Raw genomic sequence first — 20,204 nt, 5'->3', positions numbered from 1 at the left:
GTTATTCCTTATCCACCATTACCGACAGTCTTGGCAAGCCAGCCCTGGATGCCTGGTCTAGTACCCTGACTACCACACCATGTTTGGTTTCTTTGTCCGCCTGAATCACCGCATTTTCGGTAATATTTTCCGCCAGAAAACTCTGAATATTGGCTTCGACCCGTTCAATATCGATCTGCCGACCATTCATATAAACAAAGCCATTAGCGTCAATTTTGATAGAAACGTTCTTGCTGGGTTTATTGCTTTTCTGGGCATCATCAGGACGATTCACGATTAGCCCTTTTTCTTTAACGAATGACGTGGTTACGATAAAGAAGATCAACATGATAAAGACGATATCCAGCATCGGCGTCATATCAATATTGGCATCTTCAGACTCTCTATTGTGTTTCTTCTTCATGATTATCCTCGTTGTTGGTCGATCGTTATCCCTGTTGCCGACCATATGCACAACAGTCCTGTTTCTATATTCAATGAAAACCCTGCTTTGTGCAATTGTTAACCAGAGTGAATTTTGCTGGCCTGCTATGCATATATGATTTTTTTTCGCAAAGTACTTGAGCCTGACATAGTGGCAAGCTTTAGGCTGGTGGGCTGATACCTTGCGATAGATTCACAAAGTCCCTGGTTATTGCTATGTTGCATGCAATGTTCAAACAGGGCTTGGTATGTAATTTTGGCGGTTGTTTGATTTTTCTGGATGTTACATATTCTGGACTTTAAAGACCGACAGGATTTTAATAACCCTTTGTTAATCAATTTGACCATAGGCGCCTGGCTTTTTACCTTGAGTGGCTTTGTTATGCTTTACCATAGCCTGTTTAAACCCCATTGGCGTAAGTGGCAATACAAGAAGGGCATGTGAAACTTTTTACCCGTTTTATGCTGATAGTGATGCTTGCCACGGCTTGGCCTGTGGCGGCCGACGTCACCTCAATGCCGATATCGCAAAGTGCTGATGTGGCTATGTCCCATGACTGCTGCGATGGAAGTGCCGATGCAGAAGAGGCGGATGCTGAATGCTGCGAAGGTTGCGATCAGGCCAGTTGCGCAAGCCACTGCGTCAGCCCGGCCCTACCCCTTGGCCATCTCTGTGGTTTATTTCCCGCTATGCAGGGGGAAAGGAGCCGTTTTATTCAAACCATCCATTGGATTCAATCGGACCCGCTTTTTCGCCCTCCCAAAAACACTGAATAAGCTCGTCACTATTTTTTTGCTTATTCAGGAGTATTTATGAAATCAATTATTTTCGCTGGTTTGCTTGGCAGCTTACTGGTCATTGGTCCCACTGTGGCAGCGCAGCATCACAACCATGCAAGTCAGCATGACAGTCCCACATCGCAGGTCGATGCGGTCTTTGGGCAGGTACGTTATGTTTGTCCTATGCACAGCCATATCGTTAAGGATCATCCGGGCAACTGCCCCATCTGTGGTATGGCATTGGAGCCAGTAACCTTGAGCAGCAGTGCCGAGGATGATGGACCCTCTATCCGGGTCAGCGGACAAATTCAACAGGCCATGTCAGTGAAAACTGCAATGGTTGAACGCGACGATTTGTGGAAATACATCAAGACACTGGGAACAGTTAGTTTTGATCAATCGTCTATTCATCATGTGCACCCGCGGGCATCAGGGTGGCTGGAACAACTGACCGCCCATGCCGTAGGTGAGCGGGTCGAGCAGGGGGAACTGCTGTTTACCCTGTACTCGCCGGAACTGGTGGTAGCCCAGGATGATTATCTGCAGGTATTACACAACGCCTCTGGTGCATCCCGGGCCAGTTTGCTGCAGCAGGCCAGATTGCGGCTCAGTTTGCTGGGCATTGATGAAAAGGTCATAAGCGGAATCGAGAAGTCGGGTCGTGCACTTTACACTGTGCCTTTTTATGCCCAGCAATCCGGTGTTATTACCGCGTTGAACGTTCGACACGGTATGTATGTGACCCCGGATGTGGAGATGCTGGCCATTTCCGATTTGCAAAAGCTTTGGGTGATAGCCGACGTATTTGAAAGTCAGTTTGACTGGCTTAAGCTCGGCAAACCTGCCGAGATCAGTTTGGCGGCATTGGGTGTACATGCCCTGGAAGCCAATATTGATTATATCTACCCCCAACTGGACCCGGTCACGCGCAGCCTCAAAGTGCGGCTCAGTGTCAATAATCCTCTTGAGCGCATTAAACCCGGCATGACAGCAGATGTTGCCATTTTTGGTGGCCCTTTACGCGATGTGTTAGTGATTGATAAGCAAGCAGTGATTCAAACCGGCGAAGGGCAGCGTGTGGTGGTTAAAAGTAGCGACGACAGTTTCACGGTGCGAAAAGTACAAACCGGCATGCAGGCCAGAGGACGGGTTGAGATTTTGTCTGGTCTGGCAGAAGGTGAAGAAGTGGTAGTGTCAGGTCAGTTTTTGCTTGATTCCGAGGCCAGCCTGGCCGCAGGTATGCAGCGCCTGGAAGGCGCTGGCCATAACCACTAGGAGCCTGACATGCTGAGCAAATTAATTGAGCTGGCCATTCGTCAGCGTCTGCTGGTGTTATTAATCAGCGCTTTACTGGCTATGGCTGGCTGGCAGGCCATGCGTGGCCTGAATGTTGATGCCATTCCTGACTTATCCGACGTACAGGTGATTATTAAAACCCCATATGCCGGGCAAAGCCCGGAACTGGTGGAACAGCAGATAACCTATCCGCTTGCCAATATTATGATGGCAGTACCCGGTGCCACGTCGGTGCGGGGTTTTTCATTTTATGGCGATTCCTATCTTTATGTTCTGTTTGAAGATGGTACCGACATTTACTGGGCCCGCTCGCGGGTACTGGAATACTTAAACCAGGCAGCCAGCCAGTTACCTGAGGGTGTACAGCCGCAACTGGGGCCGGATGCCTCTGGCGTTGGCTGGGTTTATCAATATGCCCTGGTGGACAACAGCGGCAACTGGGATCTTGCTGATTTGAAGAGCCTGCAGGACTGGTTTCTGAAACAGGAACTGCAATCCGTGTCTGGAGTGGCAGAAGTCGCCACCGTGGGGGGCATGACCCGTACCTATCAGATCGTGTTAGACCCTCTGAAGCTGGCCAACTATCAAATGTCGGTGCAGCAGGTTATTGAGGCTTTACAAAGTCATAATGGTGAAACCGGTGGCGCATCGGTGGAAATGGCTGAAGCCGAATATATGATTCGGGTACGGGGGTATCTTGAATCCATTGCGGACATTCAGGCCATTCCGTTGGGCAAACGAAACGCCGCCAATATCCCACTGCAGATCAAGGACGTGGCTGAGGTCAGGCTGGGGCCACAATTACGCCGTGGTATTGCCGAGCTGAATGGGCAGGGCGAAGTGGTTGGCGGCATTATAGTGATGCGCAGTGGTGAGAACGCCCGGCAGGTGATTGACAGAGTCAAAGCCAGATTGAATGAATTGAAAGCCAGCCTGCCCGATGGGGTGGATATTGTCCCCACCTACGACCGCTCTGCCTTTATTCAGCGCTCGGTAGATAATTTGTCGGATAAATTGCTGATGGAAATCCTGTTGGTGTCGGTGGTGTTGATGCTGTTCCTCTGGCATCTGGGCTCCATTATGGTGGCGGTGCTGGTGTTACCTTTGGCGCTGCTGTCTGCCTTTATTCTGATGCGGGTATTGGGCATCAGCGCCAATATTATGAGTCTGGGAGGCATTGCCATTGCCATTGGCGCCTTGGTGGATGCCGCTATCGTTATGATCGAAAACCTGCACAAGCATCTTGAGCAGTTTGACGCCAAACATGGCCGCCGTCCTAATCGCGCTGAACATTGGCAGCAAGTCAGTCAGGCCTGTCGACAGGTTGGCCCGGCCCTATTTATGTCGTTGCTCATTATCACCCTGAGCTTTTTCCCGGTCTTTGTATTGGAAGGGCAGGAAGGGCGCTTATTTACTCCGTTAGCCCTGACCAAATCTTTTGCCATGGCGGCAGCGGCCCTGCTGGCGGTTACTCTGGTGCCGGTGTTGATGGGCTATTGGGTGCGGGGCAAGATTGTGCCGGAACATAAGAATCTGCTGTCGCGCGGTCTGATTGCCCTGTACCGGCCGCTGCTGAACAAAGCCCTGGCCTGGCCGAAAACCTGCCTGTTACTGGCCGTATTGTTGCTGGCAAGTGGTTACTATCCCTGGCAACAGCTGGGCAAGGAGTTTATGCCGCAAATCGATGAAGGAGATTTACTGTATATGCCGACCACCTTACCGGGTATCAGCGCGGGTAAGGCGGCACAGCTGCTGCAACAGACCGACAGATTGATTGCCCAGATACCGGAGGTTAAAAGCGTATTTGGTAAGATTGGGCGTGCCGAAACGGCCACCGATCCCGCCCCCCTGACCATGTTGGAAACCACTATTCAACTGAAACCACAGGCACAGTGGCGGCCAGGTATGACCTTGGATAAGGTGATTGCCCAGTTGCAGGCAACCGTTAAGTTTCCTGGCCTCACTAATGCCTGGGTGCAGCCGATCAAAACCCGTATTGATATGTTGTCGACGGGCATTAAAACGCCGTTGGGGCTGAAAATCGCCGGACCTGATCTGGCCCAGATTGAGCAGATTGGTGTGCAGGTTGAGCAATTGCTCCGACAACTCCCTGCCACCCGCTCGGTGTACTCAGAGCGCGTGGCAGCCGGGCGCTATCTGGATATTCAACCTAATCTGCAAGCCCTGGGTGAACATGGCATCAGCCTGGCAGAGTTGCAGGCATTGATTCGCACTGCCGTGGGGGGAGCGAAAGTGTCTGAAATGGTTAAAGGTAATGAGCGATATCCGGTGAATGTCAGGGTTGAAGCCCAGTATCGTCAGGATCTGGATGCGCTGGCCAGCTTGCCCATCAGCACAGCCCAAGGGATTTTCGTGCCACTGTCGGCGCTGGCCAGCTTACAGATTCAGGATGGTCCGGCCATGATAAAAAGCGAAAACGCCCGGCAAGTTGGCTGGACCTTTGTGGATATTCAGGATCTTTCGGTCGGCGAATACCTGACTCAGGCTAAGGCGCTGCTCGACAATCAGTTGGTACTGCCAGCCAGATACTCTGTGCAGTGGTCGGGGCAATACGAATCCATTAAGCGGGTGGAAGGCAAGCTGGTACAGTTGGTGCCACTTACCCTGCTGCTATCCTTGGTTTTACTTTATCTTACCCTGTCCAGCTGGCAGCAGAGCCTGGTGGTGATGTTAACCCTGCCTATTGCTCTGTGCGGTAGTTTATGGCTTATCTGGTGGCTGGGCTTTAACCTGTCCATCGCCGTGGTTGTGGGAATGATCGCATTGGCAGGGGTGGCGGCTGAGTTTGGTGTGGTAATGTATCTGTACCTGAATCAGGCTTGGCAGGATTCTGCACTGCGCTGCCAACGTGGTTTATATCAGGCTGTGGTGGCAGGTGCTGTGCAACGTATCAGACCCAAAGCTATGACGGTTATTACCATATTGGCCAGTCTGTTGCCGATTATGCTGACGCAGGGCACCGGGCATGAGGTAATGCAGCGTATTGCCGCACCTATGCTAGGTGGTATGATACTGGCCCCTCTGGTTTCTCTGTTTGTGATTCCGGTAATTTTTTATATGCTGGAACGCAGACAAAGCGATTTGGTCCGGACAAGTGCAACAACTTGAGTTTTTTGCTATTCCCAGTCCCTGCATCGGTGTATGCCAAAGCGGGGACAAGGGCTATTGTCTGGGATGCTTTCGAACCAGGGAGGAGCGTCTTTATTGGCATCAAATCGACGACGGGGTAAAACGCAAGATAATCCGGGCCTGCCAAATGCGAAAAAGGCGGGCTAATGCAGCAAAACAACCAGCCAGGGGAGGCGACATGTTGGAACAACAGCAATTGGGATTTGATGAGGACCAGTCATAATGCAAGCCACTGAATTAGCCAAATATGCCAGCCAGTCATTTGCACTGCCGGATACCTGCAGCCGGATTCGTGCCCTGCTGGATGATGTCAGTGCGGATTCGGCGGATATCGCTGAGGTGATTGCTGTGGATCCATCCCTCAGCTCTAAGCTGCTGAAACTGGCCAACAGTGCGTTGTTTCGGTTTCCTGCGCAGATAAATTCTATCCCCAAAGCGGTTGGTGTCATTGGTGGTGAAGCGCTGTATAACCTGGCACTGGCCGAAACCGCGACCACCGCCTTTAAGCATTTCTCATCTGAAGTCATTGATCTGCGACGTTTCTGGCAGCAAAGTGTTTATTGCGGACTGTTAGCCAAGCATCTGGCCAAAACAGCTAAAATCCGCGCCAGTGAGCAGTATTTTGTGATGGGCTTATTGCATCAGTATGCTGAGCTGGTGGTGGCCAGCAAAGATGCCGCCTTGGCACACGAATGCGAAAAATATCAGAAAGACAAACTACCCTGGCATCATCAACAAGCGCTATTGGGATTTACCTATGCCCAGTGCTCGGGCCTGATTTTAGAATCCTGGCATTTGCCGGAGCAGTTTTGCTACGTGATTAATCATGTGCACAGTGAAATCAAGGCCAAAGACGGTAAAGATGTGGCCATCGGTCATTTAGCCGTGCGATTGGCACTGCATATGGTCGACAGCCGTTACAAACTGGACAGTCTGGTATCACCGGCCGCACTGAAAAAACTTAAACTGGAAGCCGAAGATATTCAGGATGTCATCAAGTTTACCCAAATGGATGCGCATAAGCTTCTGGCGATTATGAATCCTGAATTGTTCTGAATTGTATTGCTAAAACAGGGACAGATGGGTGAGAAAAGCGCGGGTTGTTAATATTATTGTTGTCGTTGTTACATGGTTGGGCATGACAGCTTGTCAGAGTATTTCCAAACCAACCCCTGGCCTAGCATACCAGTTGCATCTGCCAACAAACTGGCCAGATGCAACACAACCATCTGAACCGATACCCGCAGCACGGCTTTTCCAACTCAGCCAACAGCAACAGCAGGACTTTGTGCATTACTTTAATGCGCCAGTCAACCAGTCACGAGCACCCAACTGGCGGCTGTATGATTACCTTGAAGGCCGATTAGCCGGTTTTGACTATAAAGGCGATACCTACACCGCTCAGCAGGCATTAGAAAAAAACGCTGGGAACTGTTTATCGCTGGCATTGGTAACAGGTGCCCTGGCGAAACTGGTCGGCCTCGAACTTGATTATCAGCAAGTGGATTCTGCACCGGTTTATCGTATGCAAAACAACCTGTTGATGTTATCCAGTCACGTTCGTACCAAGGTATACGATCCCAGTTTCAAACCTGAAAAAGACATCCTTTATCTTAGCCGCCCCGGTGTCGTAATCGACTATTTGCCAGCGCGAGGTGATCGTTATGGCGCTAAACGCACCGAGCAAGACGTAATCGCGATGTTTTACCAGAATCAGGCTGCGGAGGCGCTGGTGAATAATCAATTAACGCTGGCTTACCAACTGAGTCGGCGAGCCCTGCAACATGGACAGCTTAATCCCGGCAGTCTCAATAGCCTGGCATTAGCATATTCGCGAGCAGGCTTAATTGATGAATCCGCGCAGACCTATGCCTATGCGCGCGAGCGCGGTGCCACTTCGCTGGAATTGCTGGACAATTATCGTAAGTTATTGCTCCGGCAGGGCAAGCTCGCAGAGGCCGCTGAAATAGCCGCGCAACTGGGCAATGTGGATGATGCTAACCCCTATAATTGGTTGAGTCTTGCCGAGGGCTTTTTTGCTGAAGGCAAAGTACACTACGCCCTGGAAAATTACCTAAAAGCACAACAACTGGCCCCTTATCTGGAAGAAAGCTATTTGGGACTGGCCAAGTCATATCACGCGATGGGAAAACTGGTGAAAGCATCAGAAGCACTGGAGAAAGCCATTGCGTTAAGTTATCAAACCAGGCAAAGGCAACTTTATGAAGCGAAATTGAGTACTTTGCGTGCCAGTGCCCACAGTGGCGAGGAAGTATCCAGATGAGAATTATTCCTATCTTATTCACGGGATTTATTAATTTTTAATCAACATCACTGAAATTTATTCTGGCTATAAGTGAACTAAAGGCTGGGCAAATTCAAATCTTCATACTAAACCCTTATACTTGTCGGGTTTATCGTTCTTGCTGCCAACTGGGCGACCAGTGACAAGGCGGCTAACTCATCGAAGAGGACCAAACTGTGTTAGAAGCATATCGTCAACACGTTGCAGAACGTGCCGCTGAAGGTGTCCCACCAAAACCTCTGAGCGCCGAACAGGTCGCCGAACTGGTTGAATTGTTGAAGAATCCCCCCGCCGGTGAAGAATCCTTCCTGGTGGAACTTATTTCTGAGCGTGTCCCGCCTGGTGTGGATGAAGCCGCTTATGTTAAAGCGGGCTTTTTAACCGCCATTGTTAAAGGTGAAGCGGTATCTCCTTTGGTTAGCAAAGATGCAGCAGTGCAGTTGCTGGGTAATATGCATGGTGGTTACAACATTGCCACCCTGGTCGAATTGCTGGATGATAACGAGCTGGCAGAGCAGGCCGCAGAAGAGCTGAAGCATACCCTGCTGATGTTCGATGCTTTCCATGATGTGGAAGAGAAAGCCAAAGCCGGCAATGCTTTTGCTAAAGATGTTATGCAATCCTGGGCGGAAGCCGAGTGGTTTACCAGCCGCCCTGAGCTGGCAGAAAAGATCACTGTGACGGTATTTAAAGTCACCGGCGAAACCAACACCGATGACCTGTCGCCTGCGCCTGATGCCTGGTCACGTCCGGATATTCCGCTGCATGCCCGTGCCATGTACAAAATGACTCGTGACGGTTTAACCCCAGAACAGCATGGTGAAGTAGGCCCGCTGAAACAAATCGAAGAAATTAAAGCCAAAGGCCATCCGGTTGCCTTTATCGGTGACGTGGTAGGAACTGGCTCTTCACGTAAGTCTGCTACCAACTCGGTATTGTGGTATTTCGGTGAAGATATGCCTGGCGTGCCGAACAAACGTAGCGGTGGAATCTGTTTTGGCTCCAAAGTGGCACCTATCTTCTTCAACACCATGGAAGATGCCGGTGCGCTGGTATTCGAAGCCGATGTAGACAAAATGGAAATGGGCGATGTGATCGACATTTATCCATTTGAAGGCAAAATCAAAAACGCCGAAACTGGCGAGTTACTGGCTGAGTACAGCTACAACTCTAAAGTCATCCTGGATGAAGTGCGTGTTGGTGGCCGTATCAATATGATCATCGGTCGTGGTTTGACCGAGAAGGCGCGTGAGTCACTGGGTCTGCCGCCAGCTGATTTCTTCCGTGTGCCGGAGCAACCAGCTGATACCGGTAAAGGCTTCACCCTGGCGCAGAAGATGGTTGGCCGTGCTTGTGGTGTGGAAGGTATCCGCCCAGGTACTTACTGCGAACCTAAGATGACCACGGTAGGCTCTCAGGATACCACAGGTCCCATGACCCGTGATGAGCTGAAAGACCTGGCTTGTCTGGGTTTCTCTGCCGATTTAACTATGCAGTCATTCTGTCACACGGCGGCCTACCCTAAGCCGGTAGATATTGACACCCAGCATACCCTGCCGGACTTTATTATGAACCGAGGTGGTGTGAGCCTGCGCCCTGGCGACGGTATTATCCACAGCTGGCTGAACCGCATGTTGTTGCCCGATACCGTGGGTACAGGTGGTGACTCGCATACCCGTTTCCCAATCGGCATTTCCTTCCCAGCCGGTTCCGGCCTGGTGGCTTTCGCGGCCGCCACAGGTGTGATGCCTTTGGATATGCCTGAGTCTGTGCTGGTGCGTTTTAAAGGTAAGATGCAGCCGGGTATCACCCTGCGTGATCTGGTACATGCCATTCCACTTTACGGTATCAAGCAAGGTCTGCTGACTGTTGCCAAAAAAGGTAAAGTGAATGCGTTCTCTGGCCGTATTCTGGAAATCGAAGGTCTGGAAGACCTGACCGTTGAACAGGCCTTTGAGCTGTCTGATGCTTCTGCCGAACGCTCCGCGGCCGGCTGTACCATCAAGCTGTCTCAGGAGTCCATTGCCGAGTACCTGAACTCCAATATCACTATGCTGCGTTGGATGATCAGCCATGGTTACGGTGATCCTCGTACCCTTGAGCGTCGTGCTCGTAAGATGGAAGAGTGGCTGGCTAAGCCTGAACTGATGCAAGCTGACGCCGATGCGGAATATGCTGAAATCATCGAAATCGATCTGGCTGATATCAAAGAGCCTATCGTTTGCTGCCCCAATGACCCGGATGATGCTAAGACCCTGTCTGAAGTTGCCGGTGACAAGGTAGACGAAGTGTTTATCGGTTCCTGTATGACTAACATCGGCCACTTCCGTGCCGCCGGTAAGTTACTGGAGCAGAACAAAGAAGCCCTGACCACACGTCTGTGGATGTCACCACCGACCAAGATGGATCAGGCGCAGCTGATGGAAGAAGGTTACTACAACATCTATGGCCGTGCTGGTGTGCGTACTGAGATGCCAGGATGTTCACTGTGTATGGGTAACCAGGCACGTGTAGCCGCTGGCAGCACTGTGTTGTCTACTTCTACCCGTAACTTCCCCAACCGTCTGGGCGACGGTGCCAACGTATACCTGACATCAGCAGAACTGGCCGCTGTCGGTGCTATTCTGGGTCGTATTCCGACCACCGAAGAGTATCTGCAATACGCCAGTAAGATTGACTCTATGGCCGGTGATATCTATCGCTATCTGAACTTCGACCGTATGGATGAGTTCAAAAAGGCCGAGCAAAAAGCTAAGGCAGACATCATTCCTACTCTGAATGTAGCCTGATAGCTAGCTAAGCGTTGAAAAGCCGGGACTTGTCCCGGCTTTTTTATGTCCATGGATGGACGGTATGGCGCGGTGGCATGGATGCCAAAGAGCGCCGATTTCCATGGATGGGCGGGCAGATAACCGCTCCTGCGTAATCTGCACTTCCGCCATCCTTGGCGGTCGTATGCCGGTGTTGCAAGGAGCTTTCACCGGCGATGTCCATGGAGTCGTGTGTAATCTGCACCAAATTGATGCATCTTCCTGATGCAAGTGCTGACTATCAGATAGCGGTTAGCCAGTCCAAGGGACTGGATCTTGTCATGTTTTTGCCATCTGCTGGCGTTTAAATGGAAACTGGCCTGGATAATGCTAAAAAATATACTGAAGTAGTGACAAAATCGCCCTAATCAGGCCGTTATTTATCTTTTGTACCCAAATCAACAAGGACACAGCATGAATCTAGATGACCGCATACCCAGGGACAGACGCAATGATTACAGCCGGGAAATGGCCGATAAACGTCGTGAATTTCTGGCTGATAAAACCGGTGAACAAATGGAATACACTGGCCAGTTCAGCATTGACCCTGCAGTACTGCCGGGCAATATTGAAAACTTTATTGGCATAGTGCAAATGCCGGTTGGTATTGCCGGGCCGGTGCAAATTGATGGTGAGTATGCCCAAGGCCAGTTTTATGTGCCTTTGGCCACCACCGAAGGGACGCTGGTGGCAAGTTACAGCCGCGGCATGCGGGTTATCAATGAATGTGGCGGCGTGACCACTACGGTGGTTGAACAGTTTATGCAGCGCGCTCCAGCCTTTTTGTTTGAAAATGCCCGCCAGGCGCGGGATTTTGGTCAGTGGGTAAGCGCGCATTTTGCGCAAATTGCTGAAGTGGCAGAGAGCACCAGCAGCATTGCCAAACTACAACATATTGAACAATGGTCTGTGGCTAAAATGCGTTATCTGCGTTTTAACTACACCACAGGCGATGCAGCCGGACAAAACATGGTCAGTAAAGCCACTTTAGCGGCCAGTGAATGGATCAAGCAGAATTCGCCCATTCCCTGTGACTATTTGTTGTCAGGCAATATGGATACCGATAAAAAGCATTCGCAACTGAATATGATTCATTCCCGTGGCCGACGGGTGATTGCCGAGATTGTGCTGAAAAAAGAAGTACTGCGCAAAATCATGCATGTGGACAGCCGTATGATGGCCAAGGCGGCCGTGCTGTCCAATGTCGGTGCGCGTATCGCCGGCGCTGCCTATAACGGTCCGCATTCGGCCAATGGTATTGCTTCCCTTTTTATAGCCACAGGTCAGGATGAAGCGAACGTGGTGGAATCTCACGCTGGCCATTTGTCCCATGAATTGCTGGAAAATGATGACCTCTATTTGTCCGTCACTTTGCCTTCTTTGATTGTTGCCACCTATGGCGGCGGCACTGGGTTGCCTACTCAAAAAGAATGCCTGAATTTGCTGGGCTGCTATGGAAAGGGCAAAGCGAACAAATTTGCCGAGATAGTCGCTGCTACTGTGCTGGCTGGTGATATCTCCCTGGCTTGTGCAGTTATTGCCGGGCATTGGGTAAGCAGCCATGATCGTTTAGGGCGCAATCGTCCCTGACCGTTCAATTCCAGTATCTGAAACGCTGAGTGTTGGAGATTTGACCATTCAGCGTCTTATGCTCTTCTATACTTGCTGTCATAACGATCATCTGGTTATCCCAATGCTGGAACACGGCACTTTTGAACTGAAACTGCATGGGCGTGTTTTACATAGTTTTCCCCGGGGGAGTTTTAATCGCCCCGGGCTGCTGCGCTATCGACAAGCGCTATTGTTGGCTGCTGCTAAGTTATCCGGATGGATCTTGTATGAGCATGCCGGTAACGAAGCGGCGCTGACCAGCGAGGCTTTACCAGAGCTTATTGAAACGTACCGACAGGCAGAGGAAAACGGCTGTATTGGCATTGCCTGCGATGTTGGTCCATTGTTTCGTGATCTAATTCAGGCCCAAGCACTGGGAAAGTTGCAGATTCCTCTGTTGTTGTCTGACAAGGCGAGTGAAATAGAGTCCTTTATCAGTGGCTTATAACTATGCTGCATGTTGCGTCGGCTTCGCTGTAGCGATACCTTAACGCTCAGGATCCTCAAGGTAGAAAAACAATGCGCTTACTAGTGGTTTTATTGGGTTTGGCGGTTTCAGGCTTGGCTGCAGCTAGCCTGTTTGGCAAAGTGCAGGTGTCAGTAGGTGAAAAACAACTACAGCTTGAACTTGCACAAAGTTATGAGGCGCGAGCCATGGGGTTGATGCACCGTGAATCACTTTGCAGCGATTGCGGCATGCTGTTTGAGTACCAACAGCCCAGAGTGATCAGTATGTGGATGAAAAATACCCTGATACCGCTGGACGTAGCATTTTTGAATGCCGAGGGTGAAATACTGGTGATTAAACCTATGCAGCCCCATGATCTGACCCCAGTGGACTCGGAATTGCCCGCAAGCTATGCCTGGGAAATGAATCAGGGCTGGTTTGCTGCTAACCATATTAAGTCTGGCGATAAGGTGACAATACGAGCCGCGATGTAGTTTAAGCATCTGGTCGTAGTAGTGCGATGTGCTTTTCTCTTGTAGAGTCGATTTTTAAACCAGTTTCCTACAACAGAAAATAAGGATAATTGTATGTCAGACTCACTTCCAACCGAATCAGGCGTCATCAGTCAGGATTCTAAAAACCTGGCGCTGCTTCTGTGGATAGGGACCATTTTCTTCGGCTTTATTCCCGGATTGGTGTTTTATCTGGTGAAAAAGGATGATGCGTATGTATTGGACCAATCCAAAGAAGCCTTGAACTGGTCTATCACTGCCATATTTGCCTACATCGCAGCCATGATCTTAACCGTGATTCTGATAGGTGCGTTGCTCATTCCAATTATTGGTTTGGTACACCTGATTTTTTGTATTTTAGGGGCCGTTGCCGTGTCCAGTGGTAAGGACTTTCGCGTACCTTTTGCTGTACGTTTAATTAAATAGCCTATGCCTACCCGCCTCAGCGCGCAGAATAGTGCCCTGGTATTAGTGGACGTCCAGGGCAAACTGGCGCGTATGATGCCGGACGCAGAAAGTTTAATTCACCGCATCTGCGTCTTGTTACAAGGTGCAGTGCAATTGGATATTCCTATCCTTTGGCTGGAACAGAATCCTGCTGGGTTAGGGCCGACTGTTCCTGAAATAAGCGCTCTGCTTAGGGCGCGGCGTCCTATTGCCAAACAGCATTTTGACGCTTGTTCAGAGCCGGATTTTGCCCGTCAGATAGCCGCACTTAATCGACGATATTTAATACTTTGTGGGATTGAAGCCCATATATGTGTGTTGCAGACGGCGTTAGGCTTGCTAACGCAAAAACATGCTGTGTATATTGTTGCCGATGCGGTGGCGTCAAAGCAGGAAGCACATAAGCAACTGGCGCTGCAAAGACTCACACAGGAAGGCTGTAGACTTTGTAATGTGGAGATGTTGTTGTTTGAGTGGCTGGCCAGTGCCCAGCATCCCGCCTTTAAGCCCCTGTTACCCCTGATTAAATCTTTGCCCCGCTTGTAGTGTGCTAAAAACTATTGGGCAGTTTAGGCCGGTTGGCAATAGTGTTATTCTATGCACCCTTTTTATCATGACCCAATCTGGAGAAGCCGATGCCATTGCTAGACAGCTTTACCGTTGACCATACCCGTATGCATGCGCCAGCAGTGCGCGTGGCTAAAACCATGAGTACCCCAAAAGGGGATACCATAACTGTGTTTGACCTGCGCTTTTGTGTTCCTAATCAGAACATTCTGAGCGAAAAGGGAATTCACACACTGGAGCATTTATTTGCCGGCTTTATGCGTGACCATTTAAACGGTAATGGTGTGGAGATCATCGATATTTCCCCTATGGGATGCCGCACCGGTTTTTATATGAGTTTGATTGGTGAGCCCTCCGAACAGCGCGTAGCAGATGCTTGGCTGGCGGCTATGCAGGATGTTATCAGGGTGGCCAATCAGTCTGAGATTCCCGAGCTAAACGAATACCAATGTGGTACCTATGCCATGCACTCCTTGCTGGAAGCCCAGGATATCGCCCGTGATGTCATCGGGGCGGGTGTCGCTGTGAATAAGAACGATGATCTGAAATTAAGCGACGAAATTTTGGGTAAGCTATAGCAAATCCAAAGGTTAAACCCGGCTTATGCCGGGTTTTTAATAAATGCAAAGAATCACCTTTTGCCTAAAATTTACCCTCGCCTTTTATTCTAAATTCTGTATAATGCGCGCCCTGCCCAGTTACAACTGCCGCCTTGGGAAGGCGGGACAACCGGCTTGCTCGAAGGGGCAAATACACCGGTTTAGCAGCTGACTGGCAGCATGGCTGCAAGTTAGCGCAAGTAACTATTTGAATCTTTTGGGTAAGTCAAAATGAAAACTTTTGTTGCTAAGCCAGAGACGGTAAAACGTGACTGGTTCGTGGTTGACGCCACAGACAAGACTCTTGGACGCCTGGCGACCGAAATCGCCCGTCGTCTGCGCGGTAAACACAAGCCTGAGTACACGCCTCACGTGGACACAGGTGACTACATTGTGGTTATCAACGCTGAAAAAGTACGTGTAACTGGTAATAAGACCAAGGACAAGATGTACTATTCCTACACTGGCTACGTTGGTGGTCTGAAGGAAACCACTTTCGAGAAGCTGCAAGCCCACAAGCCTGAGCTGATCATCGAAAGAGCGGTTAAAGGTATGTTGCCTAAAGGTCCTCTGGGCCGTGCGATGTTCCGCAAAATGAAGGTCTACGCTGGTTCTGAGCATGCCCATGCCGCTCAGCAGCCACAGGTTCTGGATATTTAAGGAGCATTGAGTTATGGCAGATAATCAATATTACGGTACTGGCCGTCGTAAAAGCTCCACTGCTCGCGTATTCATTCGCCCAGGCAGTGGTAAAATCACTATCAACAAGCGCACTATCGAAGAGTTCTTCGGTCGTGAAACTGCTCGCATGGTAGTACGTCAGCCTTTGGAACTGTTGGAAATGACTGACAAGTTTGACCTGTACATCACTGTAACTGGTGGTGGTATCAGCGGTCAGGCTGGCGCTATCCGTCACGGTATCACTCGTGCCCTGATGGAATATGACGAAGCACTGCGTCCGGCTCTGCGTAAAGCAGGTTTCGTGACTCGTGATGCTCGTGAAGTTGAACGTAAAAAGGTCGGTTTGCACAAAGCCCGCAGACGTCCTCAGTTCTCCAAGCGTTAAGATTACGCAGCATGTTGCAAAAACCCGGCCATGGCCGGGTTTTTCTTTTTTGTTGCCCTTGCCTGCCAGTATTAAGTCAACTAATACCTTGTTTTACCCATCATTTCCTTGTGTTTTGCAGGGGTTTTCTTTTATCATTTCCCGCTAAAATATAACCCCCAAGATTTCCTGTAACATTTGCAAATCCCAGAAGACGAATGGTCAGGAAATACACTAAATCCAACCTTTGGAGAAAAGTGGATGAGCAATGCGCCAGTAGATAACAGCAGGCGCCGATTCCTGACGATAGCCACCTCTGTGGTGGGCGGCGTCGGAGTGGCGGGCGTGGCTGTGCCATTTATTGCTTCCTGGAACCCCAGTGCCAAAGCCAAAGCTGCCGGTGCTGATGTGGAAGTAGATATCAGCAAAGTCGAACCAGGTCAGTTGTTACGCATTGAATGGCGAAGCAAACCGGTTTGGATTGTACGTCGTACTCCAGAGTTGCTTGCAGAACTGGCGAACCATGAAGATCAGCTCAAAGACCCCAACTCAGATGAGCCACAGCAGCCCGAGTTTGCTCACAACAGATACCGTTCTTTGAAAGAAGAATATCTTGTGTTGGTGGGCATTTGTACTCACCTTGGTTGCTCTCCGCAGCATCTGAAAGGCGGTGCCTTCGAGGAACAAGTTGAAGGTGTGCCAGACGGTTTCTTCTGTCCGTGCCATGGTTCTAAGTTTGATATGGCTGGTCGTGTATTCCAGGGCGTACCTGCGCCACTGAACCTGGTTGTACCGCCCTACATGTATATCGACGACAACACCATTCTTATCGGTTCACAAGAGGGGGCGGCATAACATGTGGCAGAATCTGCTCGACTGGATTGAATATCGTATTCCCATGATGCGTGTGGCCAAGATGCACGCCATGGAGTACCCCGCACCTAAAAATATGAATTTCTGGTACGTATTTGGCTTTTTGGCCACCATCGTACTGGTTAACCAAATTGTCACCGGCATCTGGCTGACCATGAGCTTTGAGCCGTCCGCTGAGCGCGCTTTTGCCTCAGTTGAATATATTATGCGTGAAGTGGATTACGGTTATATTATCCGCTACATGCACAGCACCGGCGCCTCTGCGTTCTTTATCGTTGTGTATCTGCACATGTTCCGCGGCATGATCTACGGTTCTTATCAAAAACCACGGGAATTGCTGTGGCTGTTCGGCATGTTTATTTATCTGGCGCTGATGGCTGAAGCCTTTATGGGCTATGTATTGCCTTGGGGACAGATGTCTTATTGGGGTGCTCAGGTTATCGTGTCACTGTTCGGCGCTATTCCTGTCATCGGCGAAGACTTAACCGTTTGGATTCAGGGCGATTATGTTATCTCCGGTGCCACACTGAACCGCTTCTTTGCCTTGCATGTCATTGCATTGCCCCTGGTTATCGTGATTTTGGTGTTCCTGCATATCGTTGCGCTGCACGAAGTGGGTTCCAACAACCCAGACGGTGTAGAAGTTAAGCGTAAAAAAGGTTCCTTGAAAGAAGAAGAAAAAACCAAGTTCAAGATGCATGAGTACTACACCAACAAGTACGACATCATTGATGACGTGGTGCCTTTCTTCCCACATATTGTGCTGAAAGATTTAGTGGCATTCAGTGTTTTCCTGCTGGCCTTCTGTTACATCATGTTCTTTAAGCCGGAAATGGGTGGCTATTTCCTTGAAGCGCCTAACTTTGAAATTGCTAACCCGCTGAAAACTCCTGAGCACATCTTCCCGGTATGGTATTTCACGCCTTTCTACGCCATTTTGAAGGCAGTACCGGATAAACTGTTTGGTGTTATTGCGATGTTTGCTGCGATTATTATGCTGGCCTTGTTGCCCTGGATTGACCGCGGCAAAGTGAAATCCTGGCGCTACCGCAGCGGTATTCACAAGTACAACCTGATCGTGTTTGCCATTGTATTTGTGTTCCTGGGCTATCTTGGCGGTACGCCACAAGAGCCATGGAAAGTCACGGCGTCTCAGATTGCGACAATCATGTACTTCGCCTTCTTTGGTTTGCTGTGGTTGTACAGTAAGAATGAAAAAACCAAGCCACTGCCAGAGAGGATCGGTTAATGAAGAAGCTCGTTGTTCTAATTGGCCTGTTATTGCCGTCTCTGGCCATGGCAGCCGGTGGTCATAGTGTGCATCTGGATAAAGCTCATATTGACCGTACTGACCAGCCGTCACTGCAGCGCGGTGCGCAGATCTTTATGAACTACTGCATGGGCTGCCACCAGACACAATATCAGCGCTATCAGCGCACCTTTGAAGATCTGGGCGTTCCTCTGGACCTGGGGCAGGAAAACCTGCAGGTAACAGGTGAGAAAGTCGGTGACTATATGAAGAGCGCGATTCCAAAAGAGTCTGCTGCTAAATGGTTTGGCGCACCGCCACCGGATTTGACGCTGGTCGCTAGGGTGCGTGGCGCAGACTGGCTGTACACTTACTTCAGAAGTTTCTATGTCGACGAAAGTCGCCCGTTTGGTGTGAACAATAAGGTTTTCCCTGAAGTGGGTATGCCACATGTTCTGCAGGAGCTGCAAGGTGTGCCTTATGATCAGCACGAAGAGCGTATGATCGATGGTGAAATGCAGTCTGTGTACGTGGGCATTAAGTCTGATGGCACCGGTATGCTAAGCCCCGACGAATATGATGCTGCAGTTTTAGATTTGGTGAACTACCTGGTTTATCTGGGAGAGCCATCCAGATTGGAAGCCGAAAGCATCGGTCGTTGGGTTATAGTCTTTATTCTGGTTCTGTTTGTATTTGTTTACCTGCTGAAGAAAGAATATTGGCGTGATGTGCACTAATTAGGCACAAATTCCTGTATAATCGCAAAAGGGCAGTGTGGTGATTCACACTGCCCTTTTTTAACGTTTTAGATGATGCCAATTTTATTAGCTAAATCATACGGTTGTGATTTGACTAATAAAATTGGCGTTGGATATTTGGTTTTTGGAGGAGTGTGAATGGCCTTAGCCGCGAACAAACGTTCGATCATGACATTATTCTCGGACACGCTGGACATATACAGCCATCAAGTACGTATTGTACTGGCTGAGAAAGGTGTGGGTGTTGAAATCTGCTACGTGGATCCGGCTAATCAGCCAGAGGATCTGATTGATTTGAATCCATACGGCACACTGCCCACCCTGGTTGATCGCGAGTTGGTATTGTATCGTTCGCATATCATCATGGAATATCTGGATGAGCGTTTCCCGCACCCACCCTTGATGCCTGTATATCCGGTTTCCCGTGGGCAGAGCCGTCTGATGATGCATCGCATCGAGCAGGACTGGTATAGCCTGGCAGAAAAGATTCTGAAAGGTGCTGGTGATGTTGCCGCAGCCCGTCAGGAACTGCGCGAGAACATTCTGGCTCTGGCACCGCTGTTTGCCGACAATCCATTCTTTATGAGCGAAGAGTTCAGTCTGGTTGATTGCTACCTGGCTCCACTGTTGTGGCGCTTACCCGCCCTGGGAATTGAAATTTCAGGTGCAGGGGCTAAGGAAGTCAAAGCCTATATGAACCGGATCTTTGATCGCAGCTCCTTTAAAGCATCACTGACCGATCAGGAACGTGAAATCCACAACCCGCTCTGATGATGGACAGTACTATCAAGATGACGTCCAACAAGCCCTATTTGCTTAGGGCTTTTTATGAGTGGATAGTGGATAACGATCTGACTCCCCATTTGGTGGTGGATGCCAGAGTGCCTGGCACACAAGTACCGCAGGAGCATGTCAGGGACGGGCAGATTGTACTGAATATCGCTCCCAGCGCTTGTGGCAAGCTGCAGATGGGGAATCTGGAAGTCACTTTTGACGCACGCTTTGGCGGTGTTGCCAGGCGTCTGGAAGTGCCTATACAAGCTGTGCTGGCTATTTATGCCAGAGAGAACGGTGCTGGGACTATCTTCGAGGAAGAACCTGAAACCTCTCCTCCTGAGCCTACCCCGCCCCCTGAACCACCAAAAGGGCGACCACAGCTGAAAGTGGTTAAGTAATAAAAAAGGCCATGAAACTCATGGCCTTTTTTTATTTTTAATGGGCGACTATTCCCTTACCCACACTTATGCTCAAGCCAGTTAAGCAGTTCGCTGTAGAACAAGGTTTTATGATGGTAGTAAAGGGTATTGGAGAAGTGGTCAGCCCCTTCCAGC

22 protein-coding genes are annotated in these 20,204 nt (G+C 49.9%); 21 read left to right on the top strand and 1 reads right to left on the bottom strand.

The genetic code is table 11. From position 1 onward, the window contains the following. Position 1: 1 nt before the first annotated feature. On the bottom strand, positions 2 to 406 hold the full coding sequence (locus ABD028_RS09095; RefSeq protein ID WP_102797322.1) for an ExbD/TolR family protein: 405 nt from the start codon (positions 404 to 406) through the stop codon (positions 2 to 4). Positions 407 to 703: 297 nt separating this feature from the next. On the opposite strand from ABD028_RS09095, the gene ABD028_RS09090 reads away from it, so the two are divergent. The 21 genes from ABD028_RS09090 to ABD028_RS08990 all read left to right on the top strand — a co-directional run bounded on the left by ABD028_RS09090 (position 704) and on the right by ABD028_RS08990 (position 20,048). Further along, on the top strand, positions 704 to 868 hold the full coding sequence (locus ABD028_RS09090; RefSeq protein WP_343844352.1) for a hypothetical protein: 165 nt from the start codon (positions 704 to 706) through the stop codon (positions 866 to 868). Beyond that, on the top strand, positions 865 to 1,200 hold the full coding sequence (locus ABD028_RS09085) for a hypothetical protein (protein WP_343844350.1): 336 nt from the start codon (positions 865 to 867) through the stop codon (positions 1,198 to 1,200). The genes ABD028_RS09090 and ABD028_RS09085 overlap by 4 nt, the downstream gene beginning before the upstream one ends. A gap of 36 nt (positions 1,201 to 1,236) precedes the next feature. After that, positions 1,237 to 2,478, top strand: a complete 1,242-nt coding sequence (locus ABD028_RS09080; RefSeq protein ID WP_343844348.1) for an efflux RND transporter periplasmic adaptor subunit — start codon at positions 1,237 to 1,239, stop codon at positions 2,476 to 2,478. Positions 2,479 to 2,487: 9 nt separating this feature from the next. Continuing rightward, positions 2,488 to 5,628 (top strand): efflux RND transporter permease subunit, encoded by a 3,141-nt coding sequence (locus ABD028_RS09075; protein ID WP_343844346.1) that lies wholly within the window; start codon positions 2,488 to 2,490, stop codon positions 5,626 to 5,628. Further along, positions 5,615 to 5,872 (top strand): DUF1289 domain-containing protein, encoded by a 258-nt coding sequence (locus tag ABD028_RS09070; RefSeq protein WP_102797217.1) that lies wholly within the window; start codon positions 5,615 to 5,617, stop codon positions 5,870 to 5,872. Before ABD028_RS09075 ends, ABD028_RS09070 begins: the two co-directional genes overlap by 14 nt. Continuing rightward, positions 5,872 to 6,705: an HDOD domain-containing protein gene (locus tag ABD028_RS09065; protein WP_343844344.1), complete on the top strand. Its 834-nt coding sequence runs from the start codon at positions 5,872 to 5,874 to the stop codon at positions 6,703 to 6,705. The genes ABD028_RS09070 and ABD028_RS09065 overlap by 1 nt, the downstream gene beginning before the upstream one ends. Before the next feature lie 133 nt (positions 6,706 to 6,838). Continuing rightward, positions 6,839 to 7,933: a tetratricopeptide repeat protein gene (locus ABD028_RS09060; RefSeq protein ID WP_343844343.1), complete on the top strand. Its 1,095-nt coding sequence runs from the start codon at positions 6,839 to 6,841 to the stop codon at positions 7,931 to 7,933. Between the two features lie 197 nt (positions 7,934 to 8,130). After that, complete coding sequence (gene acnB / locus ABD028_RS09055) at positions 8,131 to 10,743, top strand: bifunctional aconitate hydratase 2/2-methylisocitrate dehydratase (RefSeq protein WP_343844341.1); 2,613 nt, start codon at positions 8,131 to 8,133, stop codon at positions 10,741 to 10,743. Positions 10,744 to 11,178: 435 nt separating this feature from the next. After that, positions 11,179 to 12,354: a hydroxymethylglutaryl-CoA reductase gene (locus ABD028_RS09050; RefSeq protein WP_102797212.1), complete on the top strand. Its 1,176-nt coding sequence runs from the start codon at positions 11,179 to 11,181 to the stop codon at positions 12,352 to 12,354. A gap of 103 nt (positions 12,355 to 12,457) precedes the next feature. Then, a complete protein-coding gene (locus ABD028_RS09045; protein WP_343844339.1) occupies positions 12,458 to 12,823 on the top strand; it encodes a hypothetical protein in 366 nt (121 codons plus the stop codon). A gap of 71 nt (positions 12,824 to 12,894) precedes the next feature. Continuing rightward, positions 12,895 to 13,317 (top strand): DUF192 domain-containing protein, encoded by a 423-nt coding sequence (locus ABD028_RS09040; RefSeq protein WP_343844337.1) that lies wholly within the window; start codon positions 12,895 to 12,897, stop codon positions 13,315 to 13,317. 93 nt (positions 13,318 to 13,410) lie between these two features. Further along, a complete protein-coding gene (locus ABD028_RS09035; protein ID WP_102797209.1) occupies positions 13,411 to 13,761 on the top strand; it encodes a DUF4870 domain-containing protein in 351 nt (116 codons plus the stop codon). A gap of 3 nt (positions 13,762 to 13,764) precedes the next feature. Further along, the gene (locus ABD028_RS09030; RefSeq protein WP_343844335.1) at positions 13,765 to 14,328 is read left to right on the top strand and encodes a hydrolase; all 564 of its coding nucleotides are present in this window, start codon (positions 13,765 to 13,767) and stop codon (positions 14,326 to 14,328) included. Between the two features lie 89 nt (positions 14,329 to 14,417). Next, positions 14,418 to 14,927, top strand: a complete 510-nt coding sequence (gene luxS / locus ABD028_RS09025; protein ID WP_343844333.1) for an S-ribosylhomocysteine lyase — start codon at positions 14,418 to 14,420, stop codon at positions 14,925 to 14,927. Between the two features lie 252 nt (positions 14,928 to 15,179). Next, positions 15,180 to 15,608: a 50S ribosomal protein L13 gene (gene rplM, locus ABD028_RS09020; protein ID WP_102797206.1), complete on the top strand. Its 429-nt coding sequence runs from the start codon at positions 15,180 to 15,182 to the stop codon at positions 15,606 to 15,608. 13 nt (positions 15,609 to 15,621) lie between these two features. Next, entirely contained in the window at positions 15,622 to 16,014 is a 393-nt protein-coding gene (rpsI, locus tag ABD028_RS09015; RefSeq protein ID WP_102797205.1) for a 30S ribosomal protein S9, read from the top strand. Between the two features lie 240 nt (positions 16,015 to 16,254). After that, positions 16,255 to 16,848, top strand: a complete 594-nt coding sequence (gene petA, locus ABD028_RS09010) for a ubiquinol-cytochrome c reductase iron-sulfur subunit (RefSeq protein WP_343844331.1) — start codon at positions 16,255 to 16,257, stop codon at positions 16,846 to 16,848. Position 16,849: 1 nt separating this feature from the next. Beyond that, positions 16,850 to 18,115, top strand: coding sequence for a cytochrome b (locus tag ABD028_RS09005; RefSeq protein ID WP_343844330.1), 1,266 nt, complete (start codon positions 16,850 to 16,852; stop codon positions 18,113 to 18,115). Next, a complete protein-coding gene (locus ABD028_RS09000) occupies positions 18,115 to 18,852 on the top strand; it encodes a cytochrome c1 (protein ID WP_343844328.1) in 738 nt (245 codons plus the stop codon). The genes ABD028_RS09005 and ABD028_RS09000 overlap by 1 nt, the downstream gene beginning before the upstream one ends. Before the next feature lie 159 nt (positions 18,853 to 19,011). Further along, the gene (gene sspA, locus ABD028_RS08995; protein ID WP_102797201.1) at positions 19,012 to 19,644 is read left to right on the top strand and encodes a stringent starvation protein SspA; all 633 of its coding nucleotides are present in this window, start codon (positions 19,012 to 19,014) and stop codon (positions 19,642 to 19,644) included. A gap of 20 nt (positions 19,645 to 19,664) precedes the next feature. Further along, positions 19,665 to 20,048 carry a ClpXP protease specificity-enhancing factor gene (locus ABD028_RS08990; protein ID WP_343844325.1) on the top strand — a complete coding sequence of 128 codons (384 nt, stop codon included), beginning with the start codon at positions 19,665 to 19,667 and terminating at the stop codon, positions 20,046 to 20,048. The last annotated feature ends 156 nt before the right edge of the window (positions 20,049 to 20,204 follow it).

The sequence above is a fragment of the Bowmanella denitrificans genome, from assembly GCF_039522935.1.
GTDB lineage: Bacteria > Pseudomonadota > Gammaproteobacteria > Enterobacterales > Alteromonadaceae > Bowmanella > Bowmanella denitrificans.
The sequence above is the reverse complement of the archived record's forward strand: the minus strand, read 5'-3'. Positions and strand labels throughout refer to the sequence as shown.